Origin of the sequence: Pseudoclavibacter chungangensis, assembly GCF_013410545.1 — a bacterium.
Lineage (GTDB): Bacteria > Actinomycetota > Actinomycetes > Actinomycetales > Microbacteriaceae > Pseudoclavibacter > Pseudoclavibacter chungangensis.
This window is the reverse complement of sequence record NZ_JACCFV010000001.1, coordinates 424,438-438,505: the sequence shown is the minus strand read 5'-3', so window position 1 is coordinate 438,505 and position 14,068 is coordinate 424,438. Positions and strand designations below refer to the sequence as shown.

General features: G+C 71.3%; 7 protein-coding genes. 3 read left to right on the top strand and 4 right to left on the bottom strand.

Features of this window, described 5'->3' with window-relative positions:
* Nucleotides 1-10: 10 nt before the first annotated feature.
* Nucleotides 11-3,496 (bottom strand): proline dehydrogenase family protein, encoded by a 3,486-nt coding sequence (locus HNR16_RS01875; RefSeq protein ID WP_158039354.1) that lies wholly within the window; start codon nt 3,494-3,496, stop codon nt 11-13.
* Between the two features lie 134 nt (nt 3,497-3,630).
* Here HNR16_RS01875 and HNR16_RS01870 point away from each other — a divergent pair, with 134 nt between their 5' ends.
* Together HNR16_RS01870 and HNR16_RS01865 are read left to right on the top strand one after the other, a co-directional pair.
* Entirely contained in the window at nt 3,631-4,536 is a 906-nt protein-coding gene (locus HNR16_RS01870; protein WP_158039353.1) for a LysR family transcriptional regulator, read from the top strand.
* Between the two features lie 323 nt (nt 4,537-4,859).
* Entirely contained in the window at nt 4,860-8,423 is a 3,564-nt protein-coding gene (locus HNR16_RS01865) for a hypothetical protein (RefSeq protein WP_179558051.1), read from the top strand.
* A gap of 160 nt (nt 8,424-8,583) precedes the next feature.
* Here the strand turns inward: HNR16_RS01865 and HNR16_RS01860 are convergent, their stop codons facing one another.
* Nucleotides 8,584-9,963 carry an MFS transporter gene (locus HNR16_RS01860; RefSeq protein ID WP_158039352.1) on the bottom strand — a complete coding sequence of 460 codons (1,380 nt, stop codon included), beginning with the start codon at nt 9,961-9,963 and terminating at the stop codon, nt 8,584-8,586.
* A gap of 110 nt (nt 9,964-10,073) precedes the next feature.
* Here HNR16_RS01860 and purU point away from each other — a divergent pair, with 110 nt between their 5' ends.
* Nucleotides 10,074-10,967 carry a formyltetrahydrofolate deformylase gene (gene purU, locus HNR16_RS01855; RefSeq protein WP_377700768.1) on the top strand — a complete coding sequence of 298 codons (894 nt, stop codon included), beginning with the start codon at nt 10,074-10,076 and terminating at the stop codon, nt 10,965-10,967.
* 60 nt (nt 10,968-11,027) lie between these two features.
* On the opposite strand, the gene HNR16_RS01850 is transcribed toward purU, so the two are convergent.
* Both HNR16_RS01850 and HNR16_RS01845 read right to left on the bottom strand, forming a co-directional pair.
* The gene (locus HNR16_RS01850; protein WP_158039351.1) at nt 11,028-12,374 is read right to left on the bottom strand and encodes a tetratricopeptide repeat protein; all 1,347 of its coding nucleotides are present in this window, start codon (nt 12,372-12,374) and stop codon (nt 11,028-11,030) included.
* 37 nt (nt 12,375-12,411) lie between these two features.
* Nucleotides 12,412-13,953, bottom strand: a complete 1,542-nt coding sequence (locus HNR16_RS01845) for an Hsp70 family protein (protein ID WP_158039350.1) — start codon at nt 13,951-13,953, stop codon at nt 12,412-12,414.
* Nucleotides 13,954-14,068 lie beyond the last annotated feature (115 nt).

The window sequence follows — 14,068 nt, the reverse complement described above, 5'->3', positions numbered from 1 at the left end:
CACCGACGCGTCAGAACAGGCCGTCGGTGAGGTGGTTCGGGGTGCCGAACCGGTGGGCCGTGACGGAGACGGCCTGCTCGCGGAGGAACGGGAGCAGTTCGATGCGACCGGACTCCGTGACCTCGTTCGCGTAGATCGCGAGGTCGGGGCGCCCACCGACGGCCTCCGCGAGCGCGACCCGGTCGCCGCCGACGAGGCGGATCCGCCCGTTCCCGAACGCGACGGCCGTGCGCTCGAACGCGGCGTCGTCCTCGACCGTGACGGGCACGCCACCGGATGAGATCGCGGCCTTCAGCGCGGAGGGCAGCTCCGTCGCGCTCGACACCCGCAGTCGCGCGCCCGCCCGGAGTCCGGCGGCGACGACGCGCACGAGTTCCGCGACACGAGCTCCCTCGGCGAGGCGCACGAGCACGTCGCCCGCTGCCGCGCGGTACCGGAACACGTTCCGTTCGGCGAGGAGGCCCTGCACGTCGCGATCGGCCCCGAACTCCGTCCGCCACGCGATCTCGTCGCTCCGCAGCGCGCGCTCGAGGCCGTCGGCCTCCTCGGCGTCGACGATGCCGTCGGTCGCGGGGCCCGTCGCGACGCGTCGCGCCGCGTCGAGCAGGTGGCGCGCCGCGTCGTGGCGGACGTCGTCCCCCTCGACCGCCGGCGCCGAGTGCCAGTCGCCGAGCCCGACGAGGTAGTTCGGCCCGCCCGCCTTCGTCGTCGCACCCACGACCGACTTCTTCCAGCCACCGAAGGGCTGACGCTGCACGATGGCGCCCGTGATGCCGCGGTTGACATAGAGGTTGCCGGCCTGAACGCTCCGCTGCCAGCGGTCGATCTCGTCACGGTCGAGCGAGTGCAGGCCCGAGGTGAGGCCGTAGTCGATCTCGTTGACGAGCTCGATCGCGTCCTCGAGCGTGTCGGCGGTCATGACGCCGAGGATCGGGCCGAAGTATTCGACGAGGTGGTACTCCGAACCACGCCGCACACCGACGCGAACGCCGGGGCTCCACAGGGTGCCCGAGTCGTCGAGCTTGCGGGGCTCGACGGCCCAGCGCTCACCCTCGCCGAGCGTCGTGAGGCCGTCGAGCAGCTTGCCCTCGGCCGGGCCGATGATGGGCCCCATCATCGCGTTCGCGTCCCACGGGTAGCCGACCTCGAGCGAGCGGACCGCGTCGAGCAATTGCTCGCGGAAGCGGCGCGAGCGCGCGGCCTGTCCGACGAGGATCACGAGCGAGGAGGCCGAGCACTTCTGCCCCGCGTGCCCGAAGGCCGACTGGACGACGTCCTTCGCCGCGAGGTCGTAGTCCGCGCTCGGGGTGACGATGATCGCGTTCTTGCCGCTCGTCTCGGCGAGCAGCTGCAGCTCGGGCCGGAACGAGCGGAAGCGCTCGGCCGTCTCGTAGCCGCCCGTTAGGATGACGCGGTCGACGGCGGGATCGGCGACGAGCGCGCGCCCCAGGTCGCGATCGGAGAACTGCACGTACTGCAGCGCGTCGCGGGGGACGCCCGCGGCCCAGAGCGCCTCCACCATGACCGCGCCGCAGCGTGCCGCCTGCTTCGCGGGCTTGATGATCACCGACGCGCCCGAGGCGAGCGCCGCGAGCGTGGAGCCCGCGGGGATGGCGACGGGGAAGTTCCACGGCGGCGTCACGACGATCAGGTGCGAGGGGTCGTACTCGGCGCCGTCGACGTGGTCGAGGCCGCGCGCGAGCTCGGCGTAGAAGTGGGCGAAGTCGACGGCCTCGGAGACCTCGGGGTCGGACTGGTCGAGCGTCTTGCCCGCCTCGGCGGCGGCGACCTCCATGAGCTCGGCGCGGCGGCGTTCGAGCTCGTCGCCCGCGCGGTGGAGGACCGCGGCGCGCTCGGCGCCCGTCAGTTCGCGCCAGTTCGGGCCCGCGTCGAGTGCCGTGCGGATGCGCGCCTCGAGCTCGTCGGCGTCGCCGACGGTGTTCGCGTCGATCGTGTCGCGCCCGAGCGTGGAGGCCCGTGCGCGCTCGCGGATGCCGCGCGCCCACGCCTGGTTGCCGGGCAGCGACGGGTCCGAATCGGGCGTCGGCTCGAAGCGGTCCGCGGGCAGCGGTGCGGGCGTCTCGCGTCGGTCCTGCACACGTTTCGATGCGGGCACCTCCCGGTCGAGTGCGTCGAGCGAGGCGAGGAAGCGGTTCTTCTCGCGCTCGAAGAGGTCCTCGTTCTCGGCGAGCTCGAAGACCGCCGACATGAAGTTCTCCTGGCTCGCGCCCTCCTCCAGACGGCGAATGAGGTACGCGATCGCGACGTCGAACTCGCGGGGGTGCACGACGGGCGTGTAGAGCAGAAGGCTCCCGACGTCGCGGCGCACGACCTCGGCCTGGCCCTGCGCCATCCCGAGGAGCATCTCGTACTCGATGCCCTCGGTGACGCCGCGCTGCTTCGCGAGCAGCCACGAGAACGCGACGTCGAAGAGGTTGTGTCCGGCGACACCGATGCGCACGTTCGCGACGTGCTCGGGGCGCAGCGCGTAGTCGATGACGCGCTTGTAGTTCGTGTCGCTGTCCTGCTTCGTCGACCACGTCGCGAGCGGCCAGCCGTGGAGCGACGCCTCGACGTGCTCCATGGGGAGGTTCGCGCCCTTCACGAGACGGACCTTGACGGGGGCACCGCCACGCGCGACCCGCGCGGCCGACCATTCCTGCAGGCGGATCATCGCCTCGAGCGCGTCGGGCAGGTAGGCCTGCAGCACGATGCCGGCCTCGAGGCCGAGGAACTCGTCGCGGTCGAGCAGCCGCGTGAAGACGGCCATCGTCAGCTCGAGGTCCTTGTACTCCTCCATGTCGAGGTTGATGAACTTCGGCGTGGGGCTCGTCGCGGCGAGGCGGTAGAGCGGCGTGAGCTCCTCGACGACGTGCGCGACCGCCTCGTCGAACGCCCAGGCCTGGTGCGGCGCGACCGTCGAGGACACCTTGATCGAGACGTAGTCGACGTCGTCGCGCGCGAGGAGTTCGCGGGTCCCGTCGAGGCGCCGGCTCGCTTCGCCGCGACCGAGCACGGCCTCGCCGAGCAGGTTGAGGTTGAGTCGCACGCCGGGGACGCGGATCTTCTCGATCGCCGCGCCGAGCTTGCGGTCGGTCGCGTCGATGATGAGGTGGCCGACCATCTCGCGCAGGACGCGACGGGCGATCGGGACGACGACACCCGGTGCGACCGGAGCGATCCCGCCCCCGAGGCGAACGGCACCGCGCAGGGTCGCGGGCAGGAAGCCCGGTGCGTCACCGGCGATCCGCCGGAGGTTCCGTGCCGCGACCGCGAGGTCCTCGGGTCGTACGACGCCGTCGACGAATCCGACGGTGAAGTCGAGGCCCTTCGGGTCGCGCAGCACGCCCGCGAGCTGCGCGGCTGCGGGATCGACGGGAATCTCGGCAGCGGCCTCCAGCCACGTGCGCACCTGCGCGATCGCGGCGGGCGCCAGTGCCCGCAGCTCGTCGAGGGGGGCGGCGGAGTCGGTCTGCGGTGGGAGGGTCGCGGTCATGTCGCTCGTGTTCCTTCGGCTCGGCGCGGTGGTTCGGGGTGGCCTTCCGAGTCAGTATGAGCGCCCCTTTCATTCAGGTAAAGTGACGCTTTGTGATCTACAAGATGAAGCTGTACTGATGAGTCTGGTGGCTGATGCTCGACGTCAAGAAGCTCCGCATCCTGCGTGAGCTGCACCTGCGCGGCACGCTCGCCGAGGTCGCGCGGGCGCTCAACTACTCACCGTCCGCGGTGTCGCAGCAATTGTCGGCGCTCGAGGCCGAGCTCGGCGTCGAACTCCTGAGGAAACAGGGACGTCGCGTTCAGCTCACGCCCCAGGCCGAGATCCTCGTCGCCCACACGGGCGCGGTGCTCGAGCGCCTCGAACTCGCCGAGCTCGAGCTCGCGAGCTCCCTCGACCGGCCCGTCGGATCGGTCCGCCTCGCCGTGTTCCAGTCGGCGGCCCTCGCCCTCATACCGGATCTGCTCCGCATCCTCGCGACCGAGCACCCCGGCCTGCGCGTCGAGATGGTGCAGCACGAGCCGGAGTCCTCGCTCTATCGCACGTTCGCGGGCGACTTCGACCTCGTCGTCGCGGAACAGTACCCCGGGCACGCGGCTCCCCACCACGAGGGGCTCGACCGCATCGTGCTCACCCACGACACGCTGCGCCTCGCGGTACCGCACGGCAGCGGACTCCGGTCGATCGCCGCGTGCGCGGAGCGTGCCTGGGTCATGGAGCCGGTCGGGACCGCCTCGCGGCACTGGGGCGAACAACAGTGCCGACTCGCGGGCTTCGAGCCCGACGTGCGCTACGAGACGGCGGATCTGCAGGCACAGGCACGGCTCATCACGACGGGGCACGCGGTCGGCATCATGAACGACCTCACCTGGGCGCACGAGGCCCCCGCCGTCGAGTTCGTCGACCTGCGCGGCTCACCCCGACGCGAGATCTTCACGTCGGCGCGGGCCGCCGCCGCCGGCAGCGCCGAGATCCGTGTCGTGCGCGCGACGCTCGCCCGCGTCGCCGAGGACCTCGCCGCCGCACACGACCAGCCCTGAACCCCGCACACCGGCCACCGAGGCCGAGCTCGACCGGTGGATCACCGGACGCCACCCACCACGCGATCCGCGCGCTCGGCAGGGTGATTCCCCGGCGGAGTTCGACGTGGCCACGGCGTGTCACAGACGGACACATCGTCCCGACTTCTCGGGGCTCGCACCGGCCAGCTTCATCTGCGGGTGGCCGATTCAGGGCGTCCGGCGGCAGTTTCGGTGTCACAGCCGTCAGTTGTCCACAGCGCATGGGGACAACTGCCCACACGGACACGACGACTTCGAGCACACTTCTCCCGAAACGTGAACGAGTCCGGGGGGAGACGAACATGTCGGAGCAGGAAGCGGCGTCCGGATCGACGGACGAGCCGTCGACGACGGGCGAACAGCCCGAGCCGGAGACGGTGACGACGCGGTCCGCGGAGCAGATCGCCGACCCCTACGCCTCGGCGGACGATGCCGCGCGGGGCGCACACGCCGCACCACGAACCCCCGAGGGCGACGCTCCGGGCGACACGACGACCTCCGAGGCAGCGGAGACCCCCGGCGAGGACGACCGTCCGGGTCGAACGAATGCGTTCGGCGCGATCGACGCCCCCGGTGAGGGCGCGCCGACCGCGTCGCAACCGGTGCAGGCCAATCCGTTCACCGTGCCGCCGCAGGAGGCGCACGCGCTGCAACCCGGCTCCACCGAGCAGCGGGTCGGCGCCCCGGCCCCGCAGCCGGGCGCGCCGGCCTTCGCGGTGCCGTCCGCGACCGACCACTCGGGCCCCGTGCTCCCGGCCGCCGTTCCCGACGGGCCCGCCGTCGGTGCCCAGCCGCTCGCGCAGCAGCCGGGCACCGTGCGCACGGACCCGCACGCGAATCCGTTCACGAGTGGGCCGGTACCGGTCCCCGGGCCGCAGGATCCGAACGGCAACACGTCCGGAGGCGCCGCACCGTTCCCGAACGGCAACCCGTACGGGGGCGGGCCCGCACCTGTTCCCGGTCCCCCGAATCCGATCGGCGCCCACGCCCCGACCGGCACCGCATACCCACTGGGCAGCGCCTACCCGAACGGAACCACGTACCCGCAGGGCACCGCGTACCCGCAGGGCACCGCGTACCCGAACGGAACCGCATACCCGCAGGGCACCGCAGACCCGAACGGAACCGCCTACCCACAGGGCAGCGCCTACCCGCACGGAACCACATCCCAACCGGGCACCGCGTACCCGACCGGGAACCCCTACGCGGGCGGTTCCGCTGCCGGACCCGGCCCCCAGCCGCCGAACGCGAACCCGTACCCGAACGCGCCCGCCGCCGTCACCGGGCACCCCGGGCAGTACCCGAACCACGATCCCAACGGGAACCCCTACGCGACCGGCGGCGTCGGCGCGGCAGGATTCGCTCCCGGCGGCCCCGGCGGCCCGGGGAACGCCCTCACGCGAGCGACGTGGATCACACCCGGTGTCGCCGCAGCGGCGGGCGTCCACGCCGCCATCGTGTTCGGCGCACTCATCGCCGGCGGCGTCCTGATGACGCTCGCCGTCGCACTCATCACGTCGTCGCTCCCCGACGTCCCGAGTGCGGTGTCGGGCGGCAACGTCATCCAGACGGTCGTCCAACTCGCCGCGCTCATCGTGTCCGGCGGCCTGGACCTGTCGACCGGCCCGATGGCCGCAGGCATCAGCATCTCCGGCAGTCTCTCCGTCCTGCCGCTGCTCATGACCGCCCTCGTCCTCGCCACGACGATCATCACGGCCGTCCGCGCGGAGCGACGCGCCGCCCTGCCGACCTTCGGGACGCGGATCCTCGTCTCCGCCGTGACCGGCATGGCCGTCTCGCTCCTCCTCATGGTGTTCTCGCTCGTGCTCCCCGTCTCGCTCGCGTCGATGGGCATCGGCCTGGATGTCACGGCACGTGGACTCACGACCTTCCTGTTCGGCACGGTCCTGATCGGGGCCGCGACGTTCGCCGGCCGCCTCGCCGCCGCGACCCCCGCCGTCTCGCCGTTCGCTGCGCCGTTCGCGTTGCTGCGGCGCGCGCCGCGCTGGTTCAGGGAGACGCTCGCGTACGCCACGATCGCGACAGCGGCCACGACGGCCGCCGCCCTCGTGCTCGCGCTCGTCTCCGTCATCAACGCCCCGGCAGCAGCCGGCGCCGTCCTCGGCTCGTTCCCCCTCTTCCTGAACGTCGTGCTCCTGCTCGCCGGCCTCGCGCACCTGGGCGGCGTCACCGTCGGCAACGTGACGAACATCGGCGGGTTGACGGGCTCGAGTGGCAGCGAACCGGCCGCGATCACCGTCTTCTCCGCGGGCTCACCGTGGGCGTTGCTCCTGATCCTCGTCGCGATCGTGACGACATTCGTCGCCGCCGTGCACATCGGCGCCGCTCGCGGCCGACCCTCGGGCTTCGATCCCCGGACGTTCTGGCGTTTCCCGCTCGCGGTCCTCGTCGGCTGGCTCCTCGTCGGCGTGCTCCTCGCCTCCGTGTCGCTGACGGCATCCGGTTCGTTCGCGCTCGGCAGCGCCTCGAGCGAGACACGGGTGGGCGCGACGGTGTGGACGCCGTTCGTCATCCTCCTCTGGGCCGTCGCGATCGAGTTCGCGGCCCCCTATGCACCCGTCATCGCGTACACGATCTCGCCCCGCCTCCTGACGGTGCTCGCAGGCCCCGCGAACGCGAACGCGTGGATCTCGGGGACGACGCCGCTCGTCCCCCACGGCGCCGGCGCCGCACCCGGCCCGGTGGGCGGACCGACGTACACCGACCCGGCCACCGGCATGCCGGTTCCGGTCGGGCCGGTGACGAGCGGCCAGGAAGCCTGGCCGGGTGCCGCCCCGTACGCGCCGTATCCGGCGACCGAACCACCGTTCGGTGCTGCGGCCGCGAACGGCGAGCCGCCGAAGCTCTCCCCCTCGGCGCGCAAGGGCGCGCTGATCGGTGGCATCGTCGCGGGATCGGTCGTCGTGGCGCTCATCGCGGGCTCGATCGGCGTCGGTGCCGTCAACGGCGCCAATTCACCCGAGGCGGCGGCTCGCGCCTACCTCGAGGCGATCGCGTCGGGCGACGCCGAACGTGCGAACGAACTCGTCGACCCGAACATCCCGACCGGCGACCGCGCACTGCTCACGAACGCCACGATGGCCGGTGCGACGGAACTCATCAGCGACGTGAAGGTGACGTCGGAACCGACATCGGGCTCGAGCACGTCCTCCGACACGCGCTACGTGAGCGTGTCCTACCGCCTCGGCGGCGTCGAGCAGACGGGCACCCTGGAAGTGCGACGGGGCGAGAACACGGCACTCGTGTTCGAGTCGTGGGACGTCGTGACGCCGATCCTCGTCCCCATCGAGGTCGTGACCGCGCAGCCGACGACGGTGACCGTGGGCGGCGGGTCCGTCGACGTCGAGGCCGGCAACGAGGGCTACCAGGGTGACGTCTCGGCGACCGGGACACCGAACGTGTACGTCTACCCGGCGACCTACCCGATCGTCGGCACCGACAACGAGTTCTTCACGTACGAGCCCGAATCGGTCGAGGCGACCCTGACGGGGATCGAGTACGGATCACTCGACGTCGAACTCGTGTCGGAGCCGACCGAGGCGCTGCAGGACGCGCTCCAGGAGGCCGTCGACGCCGCCCTCGACGAGTGCGCCGCATCGACGAAGTCGTCGCCGGACGGGTGCCCGTTCGCGGCCTACATCTGGACGGGCAATCCGGTCACGTGGAGCATCACGGCCTACCCGACGATCGAGATCACGAGCAGCGCGTCGTTCAGGGCCGACGACCTCTCCTTCGGCTACTCGTACACCACCTCGGGAAACCGCACACAGACGGGCAATCAGACCGTGGACTTCGCGGGAACGTACGAGATCGTCGACGGCAAGATCGTCGTCGACCTCGGATAGCGCGAACCGGCGCCGAGCGATTCGACGCGGCCCGGCGTCCCCCTCGTCGTTCCGGGGGCCCGGGCCGTCGTCGCATCACATCGGTGACCGTGTCGCGCCGCAACCCGGCCGGACGCCCCGGCGGCGCGCGCCCCACCACGGATCGCGCGCGCGAACCCGCTCAGTGATCGCGGGTGGCCGCTCGCGCGGCCCGCACCTGCACCGCATCGATCACGAGCGAGCCCGCGAACGCGATCGCGACGACGACGAGGAAGAACGGCATGAGCACGCCGATCCCGAAGTGCTCGAGCAGGACGCCACCGATCAACGCCCCGCCGCCGATACCGAGGTTGAAGCTCGACGTGTAGAGCGCCGCCGAGACGTCGCGGATGTTGCGCGGTGCGGCGAGCAGGAGGCGCGTCTGCATGAGCGTCGGCATGAATCCCATCGCGACGCCCCAGACGGCGATCGCCGAGATCGCGATCCACAGGGAGGGCGCGATCGCGATGATCCCGACCCCGAGCAGCAGGAGCACGAACGTGACCGACATCCCGATCCGTGGCCGACCACCGAACAGGATGCCCGTCGTGAGCGTGCCCGCCGCGCTCGCGACACCGTAGCCGAACAGCACGAGGCTCAGGTACTGCTCCGGCACGTGGACGACATCGAGCACGAACGGCGTGATGTAGGAGTAGGCGGCGTACTGGGCGGTCATCGTCACCCAGGCGAGCGCGCACACGAGCAGCACCGCCCCGAAGCTCCGCCTCGGGCCGGTCGGGACCGGTCGCATGACCTCACCCACGTTGATCGATCCCGTGAGCGTCGTGGGGACCTCGATCGGCGCCGTCTGCAGGCGCACGTCGTTCCGGTCCACGCGCGGCAGCACGAGCCACAGCACGACGACGACCGCGAGCGTCAATCCCGCGAGCACGCCGAATGTGAGCCGCCACCCGAACAGTTGCCCGAGGAACGTGCCGATCGGGACGCCGAGCACGAACGCGGCCGAGCCGCCGCCGAGCGTGATCGACACGCCCTTCGTGAGGAGCTGCTTCGGCACGATGAGCGCCGTGTAGCTCGCGACGACGGCCCAGAACAGGCCGTGCGCGAGGCCGGTGAAGATGCGCGTCGCGAGCACGAGCGGATACGTGTGCGCGACCGCGGTGCCGATCGAGCCGAGCGCGAACAACCCCAGGACGACGATGAGCATCGTGTGGCGGGGCAGCCGCCGCGTGAGGTGCGTCAGGGGCGTCGAGGTGAGCGCGACCGTGAACGCGAACACGCTCATGAGCAGCCCGATCATGGCGTTCGAGACCCCGAGGTCCGGGGCCATGAGGTGCATGAGTCCGGTCGGCAGCATCTCGATCGTGACCGAGATGAACGTCGCGAACGCGATCGCGACGAGCGGGAGGACGGGCAGACGTGGCGACACGGACACGGCGTTCGCGGCGATGGCCTCGGACGACAGACGCAACGGCAAGACGAGCCTCGATTCGGAGACGAGATCCGCGCGCCGGGGCCCGTGGGGCAGCGGCGAGGGCGCGGGGTTCGTGCGTTCCGGCACGACGGGGGTCTCGCGGATGCGGACAAGAACCGCGACCAGGGTACAGCTACCCTGGTCGGGTGATCCAACCCGACGACACGAACGCCACCCACGCGGGAGGCGACCGAGCGGTGAACGAACCCGCTCCCCTGACCGACGGCATCCCCACGGAGCGCGCGCGTTCCCGCTGGGTCCTGACGCTCACGAGCGACGATCGGCCCGGCATCGTGCACGCCGTCACGGGCGCGATCGTGTCCGCGAGCGGCAACATCGAGGAGCTGCAGCAGTTCTCCTCGGCCGACACCGGCCGGTTCTTCATGCGGGTCGAGATCTCCTCCCCCGCCGACCGGCTCACGTTCGAGCGGGCCCTCACGCCCGTCGTGGAACGGTTCGACGCGAAGGTGACGCTCGACGACGCCGAACGACCCGTCCGGACGCTCGTGCTCGCGTCGAAGGCCGCGCACTGCGTCAACGACCTCCTCTTCCGTCGCCGATCGGGCCACCTCAACATCGAGGTCCCGCTCGTGCTCGCGAACCACGCGGTGCTCGGCGACCTCGCCGCCTTCTACGGCGTGCCGTTCGAGCACCTGCCCGTGACGGGGCCCGAGGAGAAGGCGGCGTTCGAGCGCCACGTCCTCGACGTCGTCGAGCGGGAGTCGATCGAACTCGTCGTCCTCGCGCGCTACATGCAGATCCTCTCGCCCGAGCTGTGCGCCGCACTCGAGGGGCGCGCCATCAACATCCACCACTCCTTCCTGCCCGGCTTCAAGGGGGCGAACCCCTACCGGCAAGCGCACGCGCGTGGCGTGAAGCTCATCGGCGCGACCGCCCACTTCGTGACGAGCGACCTCGACGAGGGCCCGATCATCGAGCAGAACGTCGTCCGCGTCGACCACACGCGCACGACACAGGAGCTCATGGCGATCGGTCAGGACGAGGAGAGCCGCACGCTCACCCAGGCCGTGAAGTGGTTCAGCGAGCACCGGGTGCTCCCGGACGAGAACCGGACGATCATCTTCACCTGATCGCGACGGACGTCCACGGGGCGATACGGCGCACGATGCGCCGTGTCGCCCCGCACGCGTTCACCCCCCGGCGGTGACGGCGGGCTCGTCGGCTCGCCGGAGTTCGCTGCGCGTCGGATCCTGCAGGCCCGTCGCCCGCACGGCCGCGGGCTGCTGCGCGCGGTACCACTTCCAGCCCGGCTTGATGCGCGACCAGACCCACAGCGCCGGCACGCCGAGGACGAACACGACGACGACGAGGATGCGCCACCAGATCGCCGCGTCGCCCGCGAGCCCCAGGAGGGGCAGGACGACGAACAGCAGGGCGAGCTCGAGGAAGATGATCCAGCCGATGCCCTTCCACGAGTGGATCTTCACGGTCGATGCGTGCTGCACCATGCCGCGCACCTGCGCGGCGTGGGCGAGCGCCACCTCGTCCTGCACGTGGAGCGCGTCGATCTGCGCGAGGTAGGTCGTCGCGTAGTCGAGCTGCGCCTGCGAGAGGATCACGGGCGTACCGTCGAGGGTGCGCGACCAGCGGGACCGGATGAGGTCCGTGAGGGCGCCCGCGTACCGTGCGGTGATCTCGGCGTCGCCGGGGGCGTCGCGGTGGGCCCGCTCGAGTTCGAGGCATCCCGCGTCGATCTGTCCCTGCTCGATGAGGCACACGCCGATCATCGAACGCACGGGCGCGTTCGTCGGGTCGATCGCGAGCGCGCGGCGGTAGTGCACGATCGCGACCGCGTAGGCCTGGACCTCGGAGTGGAAGTCACCGATGCACGCCTGTGTCCACTCGTTGTGCGGGTCGAGTCGCTCCGCCTCGGAGAACTCGAACTGCGCCGACGCGCGATCGCCTGTCTGCCACGAGGCGAGCGCGAGCATCTGCCAGGCGCTCGCGTCCTCCTGGTCGACGCCGACGGCCTGCTGGGCGGCCGTCCGGGCGTGGTCGTACGCGCCACGCTCGTAGTAGTCGGCGGCGATCGACGTCCAGTCCTGCGAGCTGCGCTGTGCGGGCACCTGCCGCACGGGACGTGCGGCGCGGGTGGACTCCTCGCCGCCGGCGTCTTCCCCGGCCCGCGAATCCTCGGGATCCGCGTAGCGCGTCCGTGGCCCCGCTCCGCCGTGCGCCGCGCGATCGTTCGCCGCGCTCGTCCGCCGCTCGGGCTCGGGTGCCTCGTCCGCTGCCGCCGCGATGCCGATCTCGGCGCGCGCCCGGTCGAACGCGGCGCGCGCCGTGGGGTCGAGCAGCACCCGCTCCGCCTCCGACACGTCTGCCATGCGCTGCTCCGCGAGCTGCCGCGTCTCGAGTCGCGGATGCCCCGTCCGCGCCTGCCAGATGCGACGCTGTGCGGCGACGGCCGCCGTCACCGCCGCATCGTCCGCGTCGGGTGCGAGTTCGAGGATCTCGTAGAAGTCGACGTCGCTCATGCTGCTCCCCCGGTGCGGACGGTCGTGGACGATTCGGTCATTGCAGTGAGAGCCCCGCGACGCGCTCGGTCGCGGCACGTACCGCCTCGCCGTCGAGGTTCGCGACGCGCTCGATCTCGAAGGTACCGAGCGGCCGGCCGGCCGTGAGGTCCTCGAGCTCGACGGACACGGTCTGGTCGACGTCGTACGCGTACGTCAGACGCAGCGGCGCACCGGCCGGGTAGGCGGGCACGGGCAGTTCGCGGACACCGATCTCGACCGCGAACTGCGGATCGGGGTCGTCGCCCTGGGTCACGGTGACGCTCACGCGGGTCTGACCGTCGGAGACCGTGCGGACCTCGCTGCTGAACCGCGCGGGGATCTTCGCGTTGCGTGGGATCACGACGCTGTTGCGCTTGCGCGACGGATCGCTCGGATCGACCGTGAGCACGCCGAGTGCCTGCGAGGTGACGTCCTCGACGGTCGGGAGCGCGATCCCGGCGACGATCTCGGGCTGCGACGACGCCGGGGCGTCGCGCTGCTCGATCGCGGCCTGCACCGCCGCCCCGAGCGCGACGGACTCGTCGGGACGCGAGTCGCGCGAGACGGGCCGCCCCGTCAGCCCCTCGACGAGTTGGGCGATCATGGGCATCCGCGTCGAACCGCCCACGAGGAGCACGTGGTCGAGGTCCGTCCACGCGATCCCGGCCTCGTCGAGCACGTGCTGGGCCAGATCGCGCGTGCGACCGAGCAGATCGCTCGTGAGCAGCTCGAAGTCGGTGCGCTTCACGACGACCCGGTACGGGCGACCACCCGCCGTGATCGACACGTTCGTCTGCGGGACGGTCGTGAGCGCGCGCTTCGCGTGCTCGATCTTCTCGCGCAGGTTCGCGAGGTCCTCGGGTGTGTCGAGAAGATCTGGCCCGCCCTGTCCGACGATCTCGTCGGCGACGAACTGCATGAGCCGGTTGTCGAAGTCGAAGCCGCCGAGTTGTCGGTCGCCGTCCGTCGCGAGGACGTCGAAGGTGCCGTCCGTGATGCGCATGATCGTGACGTCGAACGTGCCGCCCCCGAGGTCGTAGACGAGGACGTTGCCCTGGCCCGCCGTGTCCACCCCGAACGACAGCGCCGCCGCCGTCGGTTCGTTCAGGACACGCAGGACGTTGAGCCCGGCGATCGCACCGGCCTGACGCGTCGCCGTGCGCCGCGCGTCGTCGAAGTAGGCGGGCACGGTGATGACCGCGTCGCTGACGGGTTCACCGAGGGCGAGCTCCGCGTCGTCGCGCAACCGTCGGAGGATGATCGCGGAGACCTCCTCCGCCGTGTAGTGCGCACCGCTCGACGAGACGAAACGCCACGTCGGATCGCCCATCTGCCGCTTCACGTATTGCACGACATCGAGCGGAGCATCCGGTGCGGCCTGCTTCGCGAGCGTCCCGACGAGCGGCTCGTCGCCTGAACCGAAGTCCTGGAAGAGCACGACCGACGGCGTGATGTCCTCGCCGTCGCGGTTCGGAAGGATCTTCGGCGTCCCGTCCGCGTCGAGCACCGCGACCGCGCAGTACGTCGTGCCGAGATCGATGCCGATCGCTCGTCCCATGCCTGCCTCCGACACCTCGCCCCGCACCCGGATGTCGGGTGCGGCCGTTCCAGCGTAGTGATCACCGGTGACGCGCGCACGGGCTCGGCGTCACGGAACGCAGGAGCGTGCGCCG

What these genes read in the sequence shown, in the direction of transcription:
- HNR16_RS01875 (WP_158039354.1), bottom strand. Translation starts at nt 3,496, where the DNA reads ATGACCGCGACCCTCCCACCGCAGACCGACTCCGCCGCCCCCCTCGAC.
- HNR16_RS01870 (WP_158039353.1), top strand. Translation starts at nt 3,631, where the DNA reads ATGCTCGACGTCAAGAAGCTCCGCATCCTGCGTGAGCTGCACCTGCGC.
- HNR16_RS01865 (WP_179558051.1), top strand. Translation starts at nt 4,860, where the DNA reads ATGTCGGAGCAGGAAGCGGCGTCCGGATCGACGGACGAGCCGTCGACG.
- HNR16_RS01850 (WP_158039351.1), bottom strand. Translation starts at nt 12,374, where the DNA reads ATGAGCGACGTCGACTTCTACGAGATCCTCGAACTCGCACCCGACGCG.
- HNR16_RS01845 (WP_158039350.1), bottom strand. Translation starts at nt 13,953, where the DNA reads ATGGGACGAGCGATCGGCATCGATCTCGGCACGACGTACTGCGCGGTC.